The 17,126-nt window shown below is 52.4% G+C and carries 21 protein-coding genes; 1 reads left to right on the top strand and 20 read right to left on the bottom strand.

Going from position 1 to position 17,126, the window contains the following annotated elements:
- Positions 1 to 62 precede the first annotated feature (62 nt).
- The 18 genes from HNQ56_RS19170 to HNQ56_RS19085 all read right to left on the bottom strand — a co-directional run bounded on the left by HNQ56_RS19170 (position 63) and on the right by HNQ56_RS19085 (position 15,722).
- Positions 63 to 617 carry a DUF6550 family protein gene (locus HNQ56_RS19170; protein WP_429149474.1) on the bottom strand — a complete coding sequence of 185 codons (555 nt, stop codon included), beginning with the start codon at positions 615 to 617 and terminating at the stop codon, positions 63 to 65.
- A 95-nt stretch (positions 618 to 712) separates the two neighbouring features.
- A complete protein-coding gene (locus HNQ56_RS19165) occupies positions 713 to 1,264 on the bottom strand; it encodes a hypothetical protein (RefSeq protein ID WP_429149472.1) in 552 nt (183 codons plus the stop codon).
- A complete protein-coding gene (locus HNQ56_RS19160) occupies positions 1,261 to 1,656 on the bottom strand; it encodes a DUF4320 family protein (protein ID WP_227020628.1) in 396 nt (131 codons plus the stop codon). Before HNQ56_RS19160 ends, HNQ56_RS19165 begins: the two co-directional genes overlap by 4 nt.
- Positions 1,650 to 2,024 (bottom strand): DUF3848 domain-containing protein, encoded by a 375-nt coding sequence (locus HNQ56_RS19155; protein ID WP_429149470.1) that lies wholly within the window; start codon positions 2,022 to 2,024, stop codon positions 1,650 to 1,652. The genes HNQ56_RS19160 and HNQ56_RS19155 overlap by 7 nt, the downstream gene beginning before the upstream one ends.
- A 19-nt stretch (positions 2,025 to 2,043) precedes the next feature.
- The gene (locus HNQ56_RS19150) at positions 2,044 to 2,913 is read right to left on the bottom strand and encodes a secretion protein F (RefSeq protein WP_429149469.1); all 870 of its coding nucleotides are present in this window, start codon (positions 2,911 to 2,913) and stop codon (positions 2,044 to 2,046) included.
- 8 nt (positions 2,914 to 2,921) lie between these two features.
- Complete coding sequence (locus HNQ56_RS19145; RefSeq protein WP_429149467.1) at positions 2,922 to 3,851, bottom strand: type II secretion system F family protein; 930 nt, start codon at positions 3,849 to 3,851, stop codon at positions 2,922 to 2,924.
- Positions 3,851 to 5,203 (bottom strand): type II/IV secretion system ATPase subunit, encoded by a 1,353-nt coding sequence (locus tag HNQ56_RS19140; RefSeq protein ID WP_429149785.1) that lies wholly within the window; start codon positions 5,201 to 5,203, stop codon positions 3,851 to 3,853. Before HNQ56_RS19140 ends, HNQ56_RS19145 begins: the two co-directional genes overlap by 1 nt.
- A 68-nt stretch (positions 5,204 to 5,271) precedes the next feature.
- Positions 5,272 to 6,084, bottom strand: a complete 813-nt coding sequence (locus HNQ56_RS19135; protein ID WP_227020633.1) for an AAA family ATPase — start codon at positions 6,082 to 6,084, stop codon at positions 5,272 to 5,274.
- Position 6,085: 1 nt separating this feature from the next.
- Positions 6,086 to 6,928 carry a Flp pilus assembly protein CpaB gene (gene cpaB, locus HNQ56_RS19130; RefSeq protein ID WP_429149465.1) on the bottom strand — a complete coding sequence of 281 codons (843 nt, stop codon included), beginning with the start codon at positions 6,926 to 6,928 and terminating at the stop codon, positions 6,086 to 6,088.
- Positions 6,929 to 6,941: 13 nt separating this feature from the next.
- Positions 6,942 to 7,385, bottom strand: a complete 444-nt coding sequence (locus tag HNQ56_RS19125; protein ID WP_429149463.1) for a prepilin peptidase — start codon at positions 7,383 to 7,385, stop codon at positions 6,942 to 6,944.
- Positions 7,375 to 7,563 (bottom strand): DUF6133 family protein, encoded by a 189-nt coding sequence (locus HNQ56_RS19120; protein WP_429149782.1) that lies wholly within the window; start codon positions 7,561 to 7,563, stop codon positions 7,375 to 7,377. The genes HNQ56_RS19125 and HNQ56_RS19120 overlap by 11 nt, the downstream gene beginning before the upstream one ends.
- 138 nt (positions 7,564 to 7,701) lie before the next feature.
- Positions 7,702 to 8,109: a SpoVG family protein gene (locus HNQ56_RS19115; protein WP_429149461.1), complete on the bottom strand. Its 408-nt coding sequence runs from the start codon at positions 8,107 to 8,109 to the stop codon at positions 7,702 to 7,704.
- 100 nt (positions 8,110 to 8,209) lie between these two features.
- On the bottom strand, positions 8,210 to 8,737 hold the full coding sequence (locus HNQ56_RS19110) for a YodL domain-containing protein (RefSeq protein WP_429149460.1): 528 nt from the start codon (positions 8,735 to 8,737) through the stop codon (positions 8,210 to 8,212).
- Between the two features lie 34 nt (positions 8,738 to 8,771).
- On the bottom strand, positions 8,772 to 13,370 hold the full coding sequence (locus HNQ56_RS19105; protein ID WP_429149458.1) for an S-layer homology domain-containing protein: 4,599 nt from the start codon (positions 13,368 to 13,370) through the stop codon (positions 8,772 to 8,774).
- 85 nt (positions 13,371 to 13,455) lie between these two features.
- On the bottom strand, positions 13,456 to 14,034 hold the full coding sequence (locus HNQ56_RS19100) for a hypothetical protein (RefSeq protein ID WP_429149456.1): 579 nt from the start codon (positions 14,032 to 14,034) through the stop codon (positions 13,456 to 13,458).
- 6 nt (positions 14,035 to 14,040) lie between these two features.
- Positions 14,041 to 14,322: an AbrB family transcriptional regulator gene (locus HNQ56_RS19095; RefSeq protein ID WP_429149454.1), complete on the bottom strand. Its 282-nt coding sequence runs from the start codon at positions 14,320 to 14,322 to the stop codon at positions 14,041 to 14,043.
- Entirely contained in the window at positions 14,319 to 14,753 is a 435-nt protein-coding gene (locus HNQ56_RS19090; protein WP_429149453.1) for a hypothetical protein, read from the bottom strand. Before HNQ56_RS19090 ends, HNQ56_RS19095 begins: the two co-directional genes overlap by 4 nt.
- Before the next feature lie 36 nt (positions 14,754 to 14,789).
- Positions 14,790 to 15,722, bottom strand: coding sequence for a DNA adenine methylase (locus tag HNQ56_RS19085; protein ID WP_429149451.1), 933 nt, complete (start codon positions 15,720 to 15,722; stop codon positions 14,790 to 14,792).
- A 77-nt stretch (positions 15,723 to 15,799) separates the two neighbouring features.
- Here HNQ56_RS19085 and HNQ56_RS19080 point away from each other — a divergent pair, with 77 nt between their 5' ends.
- Positions 15,800 to 16,069, top strand: coding sequence for a hypothetical protein (locus HNQ56_RS19080; protein ID WP_429149450.1), 270 nt, complete (start codon positions 15,800 to 15,802; stop codon positions 16,067 to 16,069).
- Positions 16,070 to 16,075: 6 nt separating this feature from the next.
- Here the strand turns inward: HNQ56_RS19080 and HNQ56_RS19075 are convergent, their stop codons facing one another.
- Positions 16,076 to 16,402: a hypothetical protein gene (locus HNQ56_RS19075; RefSeq protein ID WP_429149448.1), complete on the bottom strand. Its 327-nt coding sequence runs from the start codon at positions 16,400 to 16,402 to the stop codon at positions 16,076 to 16,078.
- A gap of 1 nt (position 16,403) precedes the next feature.
- Entirely contained in the window at positions 16,404 to 16,913 is a 510-nt protein-coding gene (locus HNQ56_RS19070; RefSeq protein WP_429149446.1) for a hypothetical protein, read from the bottom strand.
- Positions 16,914 to 17,126: the final 213 nt, after the last annotated feature.

Here is a 17,126-nt window from a genome sequence, read left to right as displayed (position 1 = left end):
TACCTCCATGAACAGCAAAAAGCACCGATTACTCGGTGCTTTTTACCTTATATGAGTTGTTCTTAGTCCATATTTCCGACTTGCTTATTAATATCACCATCGGAGCCAACATCGTTTTGCTGTACTCCGCCGCCGTTATCGTCTATCCAGCCGAAGCCGGGGACATATATTTTACCGTCCTTTTTATCTCCGGACTCGGGTGTACCAGATGGGGGATTCTCCGGCTTCGTCACCTTGTCATGCTCCACAGGGGTAACCTTATCTACTTTCTGTCCGTCCGGTGTTTTGGACGGGTCGGTCTTTACCTCCTGCGGCGGTTCGGTGGGCTTGGTGACCTCCGCCTGTATGCTCTGCTCGGCCCCGTTAGAATCTCCGGCACCCGCAGGCGGAGCCGAAGACTCAGTCGGATTGATGGACGGCACGGTTACCTCCGTTGACGGCGAAGGAATGACATCAGCGGGGTTTACCTCGTCAGATACTGTGCTTGAGGGCTGGATGGATACTCCCTTGGGAGCCTCCGGCTTAAACTGCGAGGCTATTGCTATCACAAGTACGACGCACACCACGCCGAGTCCGGCGATGGTCAGGCGTTTTTTTGTTTTGTCTGTCAGTTTCATTTAGGATACCTCCTTGTGTAAAAGTCGATGTATCTTTTCAATGACACACCATACTACAAAAGTTTCCGGAAGTCTATTGCCAATCCGAAAACAGATCAAAATATCGGCATATATTTGGCCTGGACCCTGAGATTTATCGTCATAGGCGGCAGGCTATTCCCGCCAAAGGACACCGGAACCTCCAGCCGTATGACCACATCAGCCAGCAGACCTTTTGAATTATCGAGACTTGCGGGAGCCAGCGGCATGTTATCAAGGTCGACAGAAAGTCCGGACAGCCTGAACTCCATGTCATCACCGGCATATTTCATATGGTAGCCGTTTTCCTGCCGAAGTCCCAGCAGCTGATCCAACCTACCATATATATCGCCATAATACAGATATTCTTGAAAGTCGGAGGCGTTTGGCTGATATGCTCCGCTGTAACCTTCCCGAACACCGTGGTACACATTGTCGTAGTTGTCGTTGATTGTCGAAATAACAGCGGACTGTACGGCATCCCGAACACCCTGGGCTACAATCATCAGCCGTATGGATTCGGAAATTCCGCAAAATACAATCACAAGCGAGAGGGTAACGGCAACGACAAGCGGAAAGGACGAGCCTCCTTTGCTTCTAAGTATATCATAAATTCTGCCAATTTTCATTTCCAGTACACCTCGCTCTTTCCGCTGGCCTCAGCCTTCAGGGTGACGGGAAAGCTCCCGAAGCCGCCGAATATGCCGATGTCGGTCTGAACGATGACGGTCACGGTGAATTCCTCATTGAGCTGAAGCCTTCCGGTTTTCGACCACGATACATTCGGGGCAAGTCCTGTTTTCTCGGTGAGAACCTGCGCACGAAGGGTAGTTTCGCTGCCGACACGCCCGGCAATCTCCGCCTCACGGCAGAGTTCCGTGGCGTAGGTATCCAGCTTGTTTTTTGTTACGAACACCGGCAGGACACTCACCGCCAGGGCGATGACCAGCATAACGCACAGCACCAGCACCGCCACATCGATATACCCCTCGCCGCGTTTACTTTTGAGCAGCTTCAGCACATCCGCACCCCCTGTTCAGGTGAGAGATAGGCTTCATCCAGCTCATAGTCCTGCTCGGCATCCCGCGTATCGGCAATCGCCCAGAGCGCATGTCTCATATCCTCGTCATAGACCATTTCCGAGCCGTTTTCCTCACTCCACTTGTCTCGAACCACCTCCAGCGGATTTTTGAAGCGCAGCAGGTATGCCAGATGCTCCTGATCATACCCGCCGTTTTTCAGTTCCTCATACACCAGCTTGGTGGCGGCGATTTCCTCCGCTTTTTCAATAAGCTGGAGCGGCTCCAGCTTCACCCACTCCTTCATGAAGGAGATATAGTTAGCTTCGAGCTTTTCCGAAAGCTCCTTTTCAATATCTTTTTTTTCCATTTCGCATTCACACCTCCCTCTAAAACATTGTGTCGAGCGAGCTTAAAATCTCCATGACGATGATTGCCATGTAGGTGAGTAGGAAACACATCAGCATGACAAATGAGAAAATCCTGATCTTCGGCGGGATCTTCTGCGCCTGGCCTTTAAGCCGTTGAAGCTCCAGTGCCTTGAAGTCGTGAGCCAGCATCTGAAAATACACGGCGCTATCATCGCCGCGCAGGACGCCGATTAGTCCTCTGACCACATCGGAGAGCATGGGTGAATTGAGCCTTGCCTCAAACCTTGTCAGCGCCGCCTCGTAGGAGGACGAGCGCATATCCGCTGTCAGCACGTCCAGCTCGCTGGCAAATGCGGGACCAGCATTCTTTTTGTAGTTTTCCATCATCGCCAGCACATCACGGCTGGACTTCAGGGTCTGTTCAATGGTGGAAACAAACCTCGGCAGCTCGCCCTCAATCTGCTCCCGCTTTTCCTTGAGCTGCTCGTCAGCCTTACGAGTTTCCTTGAAATATGTCAGGACCGCAAGGATAATTAGCACCGGCGAGAGCAGCGGGAGGACGAACAGACAGGGTATCACTCCCAGCAGGATGGCTCCGGCTTTCGTGATGGCGTAAGCCGAATAAACCTCCGGCGTCATGCTGATGCCGGCCGCTTTCAGGACGTTTGCCATGCGGCTGCGCTTGTACTCATCCATCCGGATGCATCTTGGGAGCTTGACCGCTCCCGTCATGAGCCATGCCTCCAGCGTTTTGGCCGCCTTTTTATTCTTCCTTCCCGCGTTCAGCATAGCTTTGGCCGCACCCATGGAGGGCAGCTTCAGAAGACTTGCCAAAATGAAATACAGGCCCGCGGCAAGGAGTATTCCGGTAAAAAACAGTTGTGTCATTCTTTCCGTCACCTCCTGTACTCGATGGGCTTGGTCAGTCTGATGACAAAAGCCGTAGAGATAAATATCGCCGCGGCGCAGACCGCGAGGATGATTTGCCCCACCGCCGCATGCATCAGGGTGTGATACCAGTCCTTGTTGAGAAAATACATGATGGGCACATTGCCTGCTACCAGCAGGGCCATGATGATGAATTCCTTGCGAGGTTCAAACACCAGGTATTCCAGCTCGGCGTTCACAATGCGCATGTCTGAGAGCTTTGAAACAATCGGGGTCAGCGTAGTCTTGAGGCTGCGGTCGTGCTGGCAGGCGGCGATGGCGTCGCACCACTCATGGAACACCTCGTTATCGATTTTGGGCTTCATATCATGGAGCGCCTTGTCCAGATCGGGGTCGAGGAGCTTCACCTGTGTTTGAAATCCCGCGAACACGCTCCGCACGGGAGGATTGAGATACTGGATGCTTTCCTCCACCGCAGTAAGGATATCCTCGCTTCGCAGGTATGCCGTGGTGATGATGGACAGCGCCGTTTCCAACTCCGCAGCGATGTTCTTTTTGTAATGAGTGGCTGTCAGCCTGATGTACCAAAATGGGATGAACATCATGCCGATTGCCGTCACCGGCACGAGGAATACGTTGCCTATAAGGATGGCAAGGCTGGCGCCTACCGCGAGGAACACCAGCGACGCCGCACAGATCATGGAGAAGCGGGAGCTTCGCCCGGTTATGGCGAGTATCTCCTGCACCTCAGCGATTTCCCTGCGAAGGAAGGACGGCTTTCTACGCCGGGCGGTTTCGTTGATCTCCGCCTTAATGCTCTTGTTTTTGCGTGTTAGAAACCCGAACAGCCCGTTGGTAAACTCCAGCGGGGAGAGTCTGAGCAAAAGAAAAGCGCCGGTGATGAAACCGGCACAAGCAATTAAAAGGATTGTCATCATCAGGCAACACCTCCCGCCGCAAGGATTTGTTTTAGGGTATCCTGGGGCATCCCGTTTTCCAGAAAACGCTTCTGAAGGCTTGAGGAGATTCCCTGCGGCACGCTGTGGCAGCCGTTTATGATGAATTTGCCGTCCTCCACGCGGTTCTCTGTGATTTGGAACTGGAACAGGCTGCGGAAGTTGCGTGTGCCGTCCGGCAGGATTTCGCACTCCATAATCTCCATCAGCTTTCTCTGCTTGTTCTCCAGCTGTTTGGAGAAGACCACGATAGGGAAAGCTTCCGTCACCAGATCCATAAGCGTGTTGTCCGCCATGTCATATTTCCTTTTGCACAGAGTAACCATGCGGCGCCAAGTGGCTTCGCAGCTGTTGGAGTGGATGGTGGTCAGTACCGTGTGTCCGGTTCTGGCCGACTCCTGGGCGGCATAGGCTTCCGGTCCGCGCATCTCGCCCACGCAGATGATTTCAGGGTTAAAGCGCAGGGCCATGTCCAGTAAAATGTCCTGATCAATGTTCTGTTTGTCGTTTTCGCTCATGCGGGTCAGGGTATGGATGACGCTGTTGCACACCTTGCCGTCCTTTTGGCGTACCAATGCCAGTTCGCGTGAGCCGTTTTCGATGGTGAATATTCTTTTGCTGTTCGGTATGGTGGTCAGAAGCCATCCTGCCAGCGTGGTTTTGCCGGAGCTGGTGGCTCCTGCCACACAGACCGAAATGCCGTATCTGAGGCACTCAGCCAGAAAGTCCAGCATCGGTCCGGTAGCCGTGCCGCCTCGGATGAAATCCTCTCTTTGCATGGATTGAGGGTTCACGATACGGATGGAAGCGGATACCCCCACGTCCTCGTCCACCAGCGGGGTTTTCAGCACGGCGATACGGATGTTTTTGGAGAGATGCCCCAAAATGGCGGGGCTGGCGTTGTCCAGCACCATGCCGGACACATGAAGCATACGGCGCACTACGTTGATGGCGTGTTCGGGGCTGTCAAAGCGCTCATCCAGCTTTTTGGTGACTCCGCTGCTGTACTGCACCTCGATATCGTTCCAAGCGTTGACGTCGATTTCCTCGATGCCTGCGCCGAAGATGTATTTTGTCAGAAATGAAAACTCAGCCATCTCTGTGTACAGGGCGTCCACCAGCTGCTCCTGTGTCATGCCCGCAACAGTAATTCGGTAATCCTGAACATATTTGGTGATGTACCGCTTGATCTGCGCCTTAACTTCCTCTGTGCCGCCATCAGTGATCAGCGCGGCATATTTGCTGGAAATGTACTCCTGCACCTCATGTAACACAGAGTTGAAATCCCTGGCAGCTTCATTGGATGAAAAAAACAGGCCCTGATTGCCTGTCATGGTGACGCTGTGCGGCCTGTCGTCTGTCAGCGGCGGGATTATCACAGCCTTCCTGCGATTCTTTCTGCTCATACGCCGAACACCTCCTTTGCGAGCCGGGCGATTTCCTTGCGGAAGCCCCTGCTGTCCTTGAGCGTCAGCTCTCCCAGCATGTTCCCCGCAAGAGCCAGATTATCCAGCTCGTCCGAATGTGGAAGCTTGAAGGCGACATTGCCCAAGACCGACTCTATATGCTCTCCCGCCTGATTGGATTTGATGTTGGAGGCTACCTTGTACTGCTTATCGGCGTCCCATTTCTGATCCTTCAGGAGCGGGAGCTGGCTGGACAGGTAGCTGACGGATTTCAGGTCGCAGTTTACCAGCCGAAGAACCGAATCAGCCTCCAGCAGGGATACCGCCGACAGGATATCGTGGGCGATGGCGCTTCCACAGTCGATGATGATGTACGGCGCAACGTCCCGCAGATGGTCGATCAGCTCGGCAGCAAGCTCCTGGGAATACGGCGGGTAGGTAAACACATTCTCGCCCTTGAGCATGCCGATAATGGTCAGGTAGTCCAGCTTCTTATGGGTGACGCAGTTCTGCTTGATGAGCAGGTCCGTCACATGGGTGGCGGCGAGGATGCTGCCGAGGGAACGCTCGCATTCCAGGTCGCTAGGCGGACAGATACAGGGAAGCATGGGCGTGGTCATGTCACATAGTAGCAGGGCCACGTTCTTTTTCTGATCCGCCAGATACTTTGCGAGGCGAACACTCACCGTGGTCTTTCCGCTGCCGGGACTGCCCCATACCGCAAGCACCTGCACGTCCTGCGCCGGTTCCTCCGGCACGAGCTCAGCCTGCTTGCGGGAGAAGACGCTCCCTTTCATGAAATTGAGCATCTTACTCACCTCCGGCTTCCTGTACGGGATTTTCAGGCACAGCAGGCGCTTCCTGAATTGGCGGTTGTCCGGTCTGTGAGGACGTCTGCGCCGCAGGCTTCGGATAAAGGATTTTTATTACCTTGTCCTGAAGCTCTGTAAATTTTGCGGCAGCTTCTTTGGAGCCTCTGTAAACGAGGGACAGATGGAGTTTGCCGTCCGCCTCCAGCTCCGCGAGGATTTTGGCCTGCTCCGGCGAGACCAGCAGGGTGACGGTGGCGGGGAGCTGCTTCTCACTATTATCCTTTGCGGACGAATCTGTGTTAACGTCCTGCTGATCCGTGTCATAGCCGGAGCTGGCGGTCACGCCGATGACCTCCACATAGGTCAGCTCCGGAGGGATTACGGTCAAGCCCTGCTTTTTATAATCCGGCGCGATAACCGATACAATGTCGCCGGAAATCAGCTTGCCGGACAAGCCTCCGGCAAAGTTTTTTATGCTGACGGATATGGCCTGCTTATCGCCATTGAGGTTATACAGGTAAGCGTTCTCCGACGCCGGAGTGTCCGACAGCTTGGCGGGGAGGATATAGTCGCCGGGCGCGAGATCTGCCACAGCATATTTGCCGAGTACAGCGTCCTGCTGCTTTATTACATCCTCCGGCAGGTTGTAGCCGCCGACCTCCACGCTCTGGAGCATATCCTTGGTGATTTCGCCGCCGGCTTTTATGTCCTTAACCACACGGATGACAGTCGTTTTCTGAGATACGCTCTGATTAAAGAGCGGGGTCAGTCCAAAGCAAATGATTAATGCCAGCACGATGCAGATTACTCCCAGCACCGTGCGGTTTTTGAGAAAACTCATGGGGTGTTCCTCCTTAAAATATGAAATAGGCTGCGAGGCAGCCGAGGGAAAGAAAAGGCGCGAGAGGATATGCTTTTTGAACAGTCCTCCCGCGCAGCCTTTGGATTATGATCTTGCCTGCATGGAATACCAGCAGAGCGGTTAAGCCTATGACCGTGGCGGTCATGATTTTAGTGAAGCCCAGCACCAGCCCTGCCGCCGCCATGAGCTTGATATCTCCGCCGTCGATACCGCCGAAAAACAGGGCGATAATAAGGAAGAGTACAGCGGCGAGGATACCAGATAGCTTCATCGGTTCAAATGTGAGCAGGCCGGTCAGGGCAATTCCAAGGCTGATTTTATCGGGGATTATTCTCTTTTGCATGTCGAAGACCGAGGCCGCAAGAAGCAGGGCAGCAAAAAAGCCGCCCTGCACAAGCGGCGTAATCTGGGACAATACGTCCAGATCAGTTCCCATAGTTGAACATATCGACAATACGCTGCTTCAAGGTAGGCAGAACCGTTTCGCCGAACAGGGCATAGAGACCGCCGAGGACAAGGGCGCCGATGACGACGGCCATCAGGATTTTGATGGCTGTATCCACGAAGCCTTCACCGCTCTGGGAGCAGAGAAGAGTGCGGGACTTAAAGAGCATTGCTGTGGCTTTGACCACTACCTTGGTGATCATTTCGTTTGCCTTGTTGATGATATTTTTTACGAGCTTTTTCATTGTGATTTACCTCCAAATTTTTTTGTTTATGGTTGTTATGGATATCAAAAGGGAAAGGCGGGCTTACATCCCCGCCATCTTAATGCCGGAGTCCTGCTCCGGCTGCTCAAAAGGGGGCGAATCCACAGCCTTCTGCTGCTGGCTCTGAGTGAGAGCTAGGTTATACGCCTCGATGACCGCATTGTTCAGCTGCTCCCTGAATTCCTTGGTAACCGGAAAGCAGATGTCCTTGTACTCGCTGTTACCCGCCTTATAGCTGGGCATGGCGACGAACAAGCCCTTGGTGCTGTCCATAATCTTCACGTTCCTGATTGCGAAGCAATCGTTGAGATTGACGGATGCATAGGCACGGAGATTGCCCTCCGGACGGATGGAGCTGATTTTAACGTCCACCTTCATGGGCATTAGCTGCTCGGCTGCGGTCTGCGCAGCTTCCTGCACGGTATTGGCCGCTTTCTGTGTTTTAGGCATTTGTGTTTCCTCCTCTTAATTATTTTTGTCGTATAAAAAAACAGCCTTCCGGCTGCGGGTGATGAGGTTACATACTCATTGTCGGGCCTTGGTACAGCTCCTACTCCGGCGGCTGGAAGGATACCTCCTTAAAGCCGAAGCGGTCTACATAGTGAAAGGTGCTGCCTATATCGTCATATAATTCGATAACATCCGACATGGAGAGGCTATGCCCCTCATAGCCAGATGGGTGGGCGAGGTTAAATTTGGCGAATAGCTCGTCCAGATTATTGGTATTCTCCTCGCCGTCATAGACTGTCCTATAATTGTCCGGGTCCGGCTCACCGAAACGTTCCAGAAGCTCGTCATATCCGATGAATTTCATCATGGGGTCAACGTCGGGTCTGAGCTGCCAGACACGGCACTTCTTCAGAAGCTGTGTATTGCCCTCCGGATCGAGCTTCCCCTCCGTCAGCCTTTCATAGGTGCCAGACGTCCACTCGATATCGAAGCCTCTGGTGTTTGAGAGATAGGACTTTAGCTCGTCATTCTCAAACATAGGGTCTACCACGGCCTTGCCCTTTTCGATATATCCTGCTGTGTTGCCGTAGTAGAGGATTCGGTTGTTTTTAATTTGAATACCGCTCATGAAAACCTCCTTTCCCGGCATTGAGATTGCCGTATTACTCAAAATAGAAGTTAACGGAGTAAGTGATATTGCTCTTGTTGTACATGCAGTCGTGGTTGGTGTAATAGTAAAACTCCAGCTGACTGTAGATGCCTGGCGACAAGCTGCGGCTGAAGGTGATGCCGTTGGTAGTTGTTGCGTAGTCAAGCTGATCCCACTGTCCGGTCAGTACGTTATAGCCGCGAATACGTCCAAAGTCGTTGCCGCTGTGACCTGAAACAGGAGGAACAGTGAAGGTGTAATTTGTAATGGTTGCGCCCGCGATGCCCTGCTCCAGAATGATGGATTCCGGTCCGCTCAGCGTCATGCCGCCGCCTCTGTTGGGGTCGGCAATAAAGAACACGATTGCAGCCCAAGGCGATTCAGCTCCGGTGGAGTCCACAGCCTTCACACGCACCACATTTTTGCCAAGCGGATAATTGGTACTGGTCTGTGCCGGGCGGCCTTCCCATACATAGGTGATGGCGTCACCGTCAGCATCAGCGCTTGAGCCTGTGATGGTAATCGGCACGCCGGGAGCGATGCTGTTGCCGTCAGGGGTGCGGGTAATCACCGGAGTTGTGGGAGCGGAGTTTGTTACTGTGAAGGTGATGGCCGTCCAATCGGAGTACAGCCCCCAGACGTCTCTTGCTCTGACATAAACGGTGCTTGTGCCAACAGGATAGTAGCTGTCCGCTGTATTTCCTGAATACTCAAGCGTTACAGCGTCGCCATCAGGATCGGTAGCCGAAGCTGAGATGTTCACCAACAGCTTGCCATTTTGCGCCGTTCTGGTAACCGTTGCACTGCCAGTAGGTTTGTTCGGTGCAGTATTGGTGATGGTGATGCTCTGCGAATAGGTGAATACTCTGCCTGTGCTGTCGGTAGTGATTGCGGTCAGAACATAACTGCCAGGTGCATTAATGGCAATGGTGCCGCCGGTGTTTGACAAAGATCCTGAATAGCTTGCAGGAGTGCCGTCCTTTGTCAGCGACCATGTGAGGGTTCTGCCCTCCAGTCCGGATACGGACGGTAGGGATACATTGATGTTGCCGCCGATGTGGACAGAGGACGGGATGGTAAATGGAAAGCTGGCTATTGGTTTGACTGTCGCCGTGTTGGATGTGAATGTGAATTTTCTGCCGTTTACGTCCGTTGCTTCCGCAATCAGCTTTACAGCAATGGTTTTATCCGTGCTGATGGTAAAACTGCCCCCTCCTGTGCCGACAGAGCCTGTGGCATATTGGGTATAGGGCTTGGCCTGACCGCCATCTACAGAAATAAGCCAATCGATGCTTGTTCCGTTAAGCTCTGAGCCGGAGGCGGTGACAGCAATAGGGTCGCCGCTGTAGCTGAGTGCCGTGAGTCCGAGGGTCATCGACGGGATAGGATATACAGTGAAGCTTTGGCTCTTGGTGAAGGTGCGGCCGGTGACGTCTGTCAGAGTGAGCATCAGCTCATACTGACCTTTTGCCGGGAAGGTGATTGTACCGCCCACTTTAGACAGGGTTCCGTTGACATAGGTTGAATATGGCTTTACGTCGCCGCTGTCCTTGCTAATCGTCCAGCTTGCGGTGAGGTTCTCCAAATCAGTGCCGCTGACACTGACCGTTCCTGCTTCCCAAACGTACCAGGGCTGTGTGCTGCTTAAAGAAACAGACGGAATGGGATAGACAGTAAAGCTGCGGCTTTCGGTGAAGGGACGACCGTTTACATCTGTCATCGTAAGGGCCAACTGGTACTGTCCTTTTGACGGGAAGGTAATCGTGCCGCCATCCTTGACCAAGTCGCCGGAAGCGTAAGCATAATATGGCTTCGCTTCGCCAGCTCCCTGCCTGACTGTCCATCTTGCAGTAAGGTTCTCCAAATCCGTACCGCTGACTCCGACTGTTCCAGCTTCTCCGGTGTGCCAGGTCTGCGGGATGCTTAAATTCATCGAAGGAATCGGATAGACGGTAAAGCTCTGGCTTCGGATAAAGGTTCGACCTGTGAGGTCTGTCATGGTTAGGGTCAACTTATACTGCCCCTTTGTAGGGAATGTAATTGTACCGCCTGCTTTTGTGAGCGTACCGGATGCATAATTCGAATACGGCTCAGCGCCGCCGTCATCCTTTATAACAGTCCAGTCTGCAGTGAGGTTTTCCAGATCCGTGCCGATGACGATGACCGTTCCGGCTTCCCCGGCGTACCAAGTCTGCGGCGCGCTGAGTGAAATGGTCGGGATCGGATAAACCGAGGTAGAGACACTGTAGGAGAACACTCTGCCCAGCGCGTCCGTCATGGATGCGGTGAGAGTGTAATCCCCGACCTGCGTAAAGCATATTTTGCCGCCGTAAGCGTTCAGGCTTCCCTCCATTATGCCGGAAGGCTCAACCTGCTCACCGTCCTTGGTGAGTGTCCACTCCACCGGCAGCACGTTGTTGTTGCCGCGTGTTCTCAGGTCGATGGTGCGGTCGGTGTGGGTCGCTTCGGGAAGCTCGAAGGAAATGTTCAGTACGGGCAGGACTTCGATGCTGCCGCCGTTCTCAAACAGGAACACCCGCCCCGTTTCATCGGTGATGCGGGCGATCAGCTCATAGGTTCCGGCGTGCTTGAAGCGGATGGCGCCGCCGGTGTTATCCAGCGTTCCGCTGACATAAGTCCCAAAATCCTGGAATCCGAAGCCGTTCTCCAACAGCCACTCAACCTTCAGGCTGCCCAGCTCGGAGGTTTCAGGAACCACGTTGACGATGGTGTCGGTATGAGCCGCTTCCGGCAAAGTATATGAAATACTCGGAACAGGATAGACCTTAACCGGCGCTGTATAGCTGTAGCTTCTGCCAGCAGGGTCAGTGAAGGAGGCTTTGAGAACATACTTGCCTTTATTTATAAAGCGGATGGAGCCGCCCGCATTTGTCAGCTCGCCCTCAATCACATCGACAAGGTCAACAGCTTCTCCGTCCCTGGTCAGCGACCACTGGATTGCGGCGGCGCCGAGGTTTTCAAAGCGGGTTTCCACATGGATTGCTTCGTCGGTATGGGTAATCTCCGGCGCATAAAATCCGATGGAGCCTACCGGATAGATGGTGATGGTCTGGGAGGCTTCAAAGGCTCTGCCGATTTCATCAGTGAGCGTTCCGGTGAGCATATACACGCCCTTGTCCTTAAAGCGGAGCGTACCTCCCTCGTTGGCCAGTGTACCCTCTACCGCATCCGCAAGGGCGATGGCCTCACCATTTTGGGTAAGGCTCCAGTCGACATTCAGACCGTCAGCCTCCTTCAGAGTCGTTACCACATTAAGAGTTGTATCAGTGTGGGACGCAGCTGGAAGCGAAAAAGCGATTTCCGCTACAGAATAGACCTTTGAGTTTTCATTGTGAGTGAACGCCCTCCCGGTTTCATCGGTGATGGACGCTGTGAGCGTATATTCACCCTTGTTCCTGAACACAAAGGTGCCGCCTTCATTTCCGAGCGTTCCGTCCAGAATATCAGTCGGCTGGACTGCTTCGCTGCCCTTCGTCGCCGACCACACGATATCGTGACCGTAGAGCTTTTCCAAGGGGAAGGCGAGCGTTATCGATTTGTCGGTATGGGTGGTATCCGGCAGGTCAAAGCTCAGGTCGATGACTGGATATACTGTAATCTGTTTGGACAGCACCGTTTCTTTTCCTCTGGCGTTTTTAGCTGTGGCGGTCAGGGTATACTGTCCGTCCTCCTTGAACTGAATAGCGCCGCCCTCCAAGCCAAGGGAACCGTTAACAGCATCCTCCAGCTCCACAGGCTGTTGGGAGCCGTCCACGGCGGTTTTGGTCAACGACCAGGTATAGCTTTTCATGTATTTCCACACGGGCATGACCTTTATCTCGCTGTCAGTATGAGCCGTTTCGGGAAGCTCAAAGCGTACCTGCGCGTCCGGATAATAATATCCGCCGTCTCCCGAACCTCCTGAACCGCCGCCCGGATTACCCGGTGTTGGTGTGGGAGTCGGAGTCGGCTGATTTTCATCCGGATTTGTCGGAGTTGGTGTGGGCTGCTCGGTGGTACCCGGCGTCGGGCTCGGAGTAGTTGTGTCCGGCTCTGTCGGCTTCGGAGTGACCTTGTCAATCATATCCTCGGCGTCGCCCTTGGTAACAGGATCATTGGGACGGCTTTTGTTGCCATCCGTATCCCCGATGATTCCGTCCTCACGGCCGATGATGACATATCCCTTGTCATCATCCTTGATGTCCGACTGGTCATCATAACCGCTGTGCCCCTGTGTATTTTTAGCTTCCTCATCCTTATCCTCCGCTCTCACCAACATCTTGACAATTTCCGCACGCGTGATGGGATCGTCAGGATGGAAGCCGTCTGGGTAATCGGCAGGATCAATGATTCCTGCGTCAATCAGCGCCTCAATGTACTTTTCCGACCAATGGCCATCGATATCGGGGAAGCTGGGCGGCTCCTTTTCCGTGTTTGAGGTATCCAGCTGCATATCCTGTGCCATAATGGCTGCGTACTCACCGCGTGTGATGATTTCATCCTGCCCGATAAAGCTTTCCGGATGCAGGCGGTATGCCGTATAAATGCCGCCGCATATCAGAAGAAGCAGAGCAAGGGCAATAATGACAATGCGCTTTCCTTTCTTTTTCATGGGTTTTCTCAATCCTTTCTTTTAAATTTGACAATGAAAAAGCCGGAACATTTTTTCTGATTCCGGCCTCAAGTCCTTATTTGTTTCATTGCTTCATCTCCATGCCGCCTTGCTCCGGCTGTTCCTTTTGCAAGGCTTCCTGCAATGGGTGGACAACCTTTCCGTCAAGCATTTCAAATACGCAGAAGTCATCCCTGTCACAGATCATAACCCTGTGCTGGTAGTCCTTCTGCATTTCGATGTAGTCCTGCACCTCCTTGATGCTGCACAGCCACACGCCGGAAGTATATCTGCCGTCCGGCAAAAAACAATAACCGCTGTACTGCGGTTCATGACTTTTCAGATCCAAGGCTCCGGCAGGAGGGATTTGTGAAAGCTGCAGTCGGGCATGGTCGGTAAGGATTTCCGGCTTGGCAACGCCAAGTATGTCGCTTCGGTTCCACCGAACCTTCTCACCGTCAGCAAGGGAAACGGCAAAGACTGACCGGCCGCTTGGATTGGGATTGCTGCCGAAGCCTCCAGTACAGAAATATAGCTGATGCTTGGCTTCACGGAATTCCTCCGATAACACGGAAGGTTTTAGGACTATAACCTTGCCGCTTATAGACATTTCATATCCGGTTTGCAGACAGTCCTCCTGCGTAAATAATTCCTTTTCGCTCATAGTGGATTACTCCTTTCGCTTTTCAATGATGTCCAGCAGTTTTGCGGCTAATGATATAAGCGTATTCTCAGGCATATCACGAACAGCGGCGTGGACGAACGCTTCCACCGCCTCCGGTGACTGGTCACCGATTTCGATGAGATCAACCTTTTTAGCTGTGATGACGCCCTTCTGGATACCAAGGCGAACGATATCGCCATGCTCCATTTCAGCGGCGGCGCGTAATGACTTTGGAATCAGGACGCGCCCCTTATCATCTACTATTTTATAAATGGGCTTTGCTTTCATGCGAAGTAACCCTCCTTTCTCATAACCTCCCGAACCGTATCGGGGTTAATGCCGAGTGCAGCGAACAGCTCGTGAAGCTCATCCGGCAGATTATCCAGAATATCCGCTTCCAATATAACGATGGCGCCCGGCGCGCAGACAATTTCCAGAGCGCTTGCTTCCGAAATCTCAGCCGCTTCCAGAAGCAAGTCGGGAAGGGTCAGGGAAATCTCCACGCCATCTTCTTTGCAATCACACAACGGCTCATCTGCTTCAGACGCATTGGGGGTAAGGACAAGCTGCGGACAGGTATTTTCAGCAGCCTCATCATCTACAGCGAGAGTGACATTCACCTCATCGCCCGGCTTCAGCCCTGCGGCGTCGAGCGCCCCTGTTTGCAGGGTGATACGACCGTGCTTATCCACGGACGTAACCATTTTAAATAGCTTCATAATATAAATCCTCCTGAAAAATATGATTTGATTTTGTTATGGCATACCGAAAAAACCGCCGACGTCAAATAAGCCCATTTGCAAAGGCATATCCCGCATGCGCTCGCCGGTATCATAGTTGGAGATCAGCACCTCGGCATATTCACAGCCGTTGTCATAACGTTGCGCGAGGTTGTTGATTCGGCTGACCGCTTCGATATTGAAGTCTTTATACAACTCCCGAATGAATACGCAGTCGTTGTAGCTGACCATCCATTTGCCCAGACAGTTTGCCAGGGTATCCCGCAGTCGGTAGTGATCCTCTTTGCGGAACTCCACGGCATAATGGCCCTCCGTTTGATAATATGGGGGGTCGCAGTAAATGAAAGCGTGTTCTCGGTCATACTGCTTTATCAGAGCTTCAAAGTCCTTGTTCTCAATGACTGTGTCCTTGAGCCTCCGGCTTGCCTGCCAAATGAGGTCAAAGGTTTTACGGATATCGAAGGGCTGACATCCATAACTGGTGCAGCCGCTTCCGTAGCTTAATCGGATGAGCTTGTAAAAGGCTGCGGCGCGTTTCACATCGTTCATCTGCGCTTTTTCTAAAAGGATGGGCTTGATTTCTTCAAACTGAAGCTCAGTGAGATGCTTTTGCGCTATCTCCAATTCCTCATGCAGATACTCGTTTGTGAATTCCTCCTTCTCCAGGAATTTTCTCAGGACATTGAATTCGTCCCGCCCATTAAGAGGAAGAAAGCCAAGCTCTTTTAGCAAAGCCAGGGGTCTGTCACGGATACAGGTGAACATATTGGCAAGGTCGGAGTTAAAATCGTTATATACCTCCATGACGGTGCTTGGCCTTCGACCGAATAACACCCAACCGCCTCCGCCAAATACCTCGATGTACCTGCCGAATTCCTTCGGCAGCCTCTGATAAATCAGATTCCGCAGAGACTTTTTACCGCCCACCCAGCTGATGGGACTGTTCATTGCATCACCTCCCTCGGCTGCGGGAGCTAATCCTTTCAACCTCGGTTCTCAGACAGGAGCCGTCAGGACTCCAGCAGATGAAGCCGACGCCGGGATATGGGCAGCCATCACATCGGGTGGTATCTTTGGGCGGGGGGACGGTTAACTTTTTAGGCAGACCGGTTTCTCCTGCATTTGCTGTTGCTTCTGTGCTTAAATCATTGTTCATGGTTCAGCTCCTTTCTCGGAAAAACAAAAAAGGCGCTGCCTTTTTTGGTAAAGACAGCGCCCTCTCGTCCATTTATTTAGTTGTTTGGCTCACAGTTTCGGAAATAAAAATAGCGCCCTTCAGCTTCAAGAGAAACTAAAGAGCGCTACATATTCATCTGCATTCCCTGGTCGGGGTATAGGATAGCGAAGCTTTTCGTCTGCAGATGCGTGACCGCCTCGCTCAATAAAAATTCGTGATTGGCCTTAAGCCAATTGAGATCCTCGGCTGTGGCATCCTCCGGCTTACCTTCACCATAATAGTAAGATTTGACCGTCGCCGTTATATATTCTGATTCACCGCAGTCCTCGACTAGCTCTTTATATAACTGGGACTTTTGAATGTCCTCCGCTTCAGGGCTACCACTCATGAGGCCGACTGCACTGATGCCGGTGTTGGTTTCCAGACCAATGATGGAGAACACCTTGCTCATTTTACATTCCTCCCATCACCGGACCGCCGTATCCAGCATCAGGCGAGCTGTTTTTCATCTCCTTCTCCAGCTTCATGGAGTAATTTTTGCTGTCCCAAAAGCTGACATAGATTTCTCCATCCGGCGTTTTGATGGGACGCTGCTCAAATCCTTCCCCATAACCATCAGAGTTCTGACCGCACACATAGTCCATAAGCGCAGCGGTTTCTTCTCCGGTGAGAGTCTCCTTCAGTCCTGCAGTCATGACTCCCCAAAGCTCGCCATCAACAACCTCCACTGTCGGGTAGAGACTATGCACCTTTTCTTTAAGAGCTTCGTCGTGAATGTACTCGGCAAGACCTCGGTCATTTTCAAAGTGCCGGTTCTCCTTTGCTATGGCAGCGAGGATTTGATCCTCATATGCCACCGCATCCCTGGACGAGATATCCTCCCGCTCATCCTCCGAGCAGTCATACTGAGGATAGCTGAAAATCTTCAGAGGGAAAAAGATACGCATTGTTTCGTTTGCCATTTTGATTTCCTCCATTCGTTTTAGTATGAGTCCCTAAAAAAGGGCATAAAAAAAGCGGGGGTATCTTCGTTAGAAAATACTCCCGCAAATTTTCAGAAATCAGTTATATTCAATTAAATAAATTGGAATTGAACAAAATCGCTGCGCGATGGCCTGCCAAGGCTGTGGCGCAGTTTCTGTTATCTAATAATTAAAAGGCAATGGAAATCTTTA

Source organism: Anaerotaenia torta (genome assembly GCF_050433395.1).
Taxonomy (GTDB): Bacteria; Bacillota; Clostridia; order Lachnospirales; family Lachnospiraceae; genus Mobilitalea; species Mobilitalea torta.
The sequence above is the reverse complement of the archived record's forward strand: the minus strand, read 5'-3'. Positions and strand labels throughout refer to the sequence as shown.

What these genes read in the sequence shown, in the direction of transcription:
- HNQ56_RS19125 (WP_429149463.1), bottom strand. Translation starts at nt 7,385, where the DNA reads ATGGGAACTGATCTGGACGTATTGTCCCAGATTACGCCGCTTGTGCAG.
- HNQ56_RS19115 (WP_429149461.1), bottom strand. Translation starts at nt 8,109, where the DNA reads ATGCCTAAAACACAGAAAGCGGCCAATACCGTGCAGGAAGCTGCGCAG.
- HNQ56_RS19120 (WP_429149782.1), bottom strand. Translation starts at nt 7,563, where the DNA reads ATGCTCTTTAAGTCCCGCACTCTTCTCTGCTCCCAGAGCGGTGAAGGC.
- HNQ56_RS19100 (WP_429149456.1), bottom strand. Translation starts at nt 14,034, where the DNA reads ATGAGCGAAAAGGAATTATTTACGCAGGAGGACTGTCTGCAAACCGGA.
- HNQ56_RS19070 (WP_429149446.1), bottom strand. Translation starts at nt 16,913, where the DNA reads ATGGCAAACGAAACAATGCGTATCTTTTTCCCTCTGAAGATTTTCAGC.
- HNQ56_RS19090 (WP_429149453.1), bottom strand. Translation starts at nt 14,753, where the DNA reads ATGAAGCTATTTAAAATGGTTACGTCCGTGGATAAGCACGGTCGTATC.
- HNQ56_RS19110 (WP_429149460.1), bottom strand. Translation starts at nt 8,737, where the DNA reads ATGAGCGGTATTCAAATTAAAAACAACCGAATCCTCTACTACGGCAAC.
- HNQ56_RS19155 (WP_429149470.1), bottom strand. Translation starts at nt 2,024, where the DNA reads ATGGAAAAAAAAGATATTGAAAAGGAGCTTTCGGAAAAGCTCGAAGCT.
- cpaB (WP_429149465.1), bottom strand. Translation starts at nt 6,928, where the DNA reads ATGAGTTTTCTCAAAAACCGCACGGTGCTGGGAGTAATCTGCATCGTG.
- HNQ56_RS19075 (WP_429149448.1), bottom strand. Translation starts at nt 16,402, where the DNA reads ATGAGCAAGGTGTTCTCCATCATTGGTCTGGAAACCAACACCGGCATC.
- HNQ56_RS19080 (WP_429149450.1), top strand. Translation starts at nt 15,800, where the DNA reads ATGAAGCCGACGCCGGGATATGGGCAGCCATCACATCGGGTGGTATCT.
- HNQ56_RS19150 (WP_429149469.1), bottom strand. Translation starts at nt 2,913, where the DNA reads ATGACACAACTGTTTTTTACCGGAATACTCCTTGCCGCGGGCCTGTAT.
- HNQ56_RS19140 (WP_429149785.1), bottom strand. Translation starts at nt 5,203, where the DNA reads ATGACAGGCAATCAGGGCCTGTTTTTTTCATCCAATGAAGCTGCCAGG.
- HNQ56_RS19095 (WP_429149454.1), bottom strand. Translation starts at nt 14,322, where the DNA reads ATGAAAGCAAAGCCCATTTATAAAATAGTAGATGATAAGGGGCGCGTC.
- HNQ56_RS19170 (WP_429149474.1), bottom strand. Translation starts at nt 617, where the DNA reads ATGAAACTGACAGACAAAACAAAAAAACGCCTGACCATCGCCGGACTC.
- HNQ56_RS19145 (WP_429149467.1), bottom strand. Translation starts at nt 3,851, where the DNA reads ATGATGACAATCCTTTTAATTGCTTGTGCCGGTTTCATCACCGGCGCT.
- HNQ56_RS19135 (WP_227020633.1), bottom strand. Translation starts at nt 6,084, where the DNA reads ATGCTCAATTTCATGAAAGGGAGCGTCTTCTCCCGCAAGCAGGCTGAG.
- HNQ56_RS19085 (WP_429149451.1), bottom strand. Translation starts at nt 15,722, where the DNA reads ATGAACAGTCCCATCAGCTGGGTGGGCGGTAAAAAGTCTCTGCGGAAT.
- HNQ56_RS19165 (WP_429149472.1), bottom strand. Translation starts at nt 1,264, where the DNA reads ATGAAAATTGGCAGAATTTATGATATACTTAGAAGCAAAGGAGGCTCG.
- HNQ56_RS19105 (WP_429149458.1), bottom strand. Translation starts at nt 13,370, where the DNA reads ATGAAAAAGAAAGGAAAGCGCATTGTCATTATTGCCCTTGCTCTGCTT.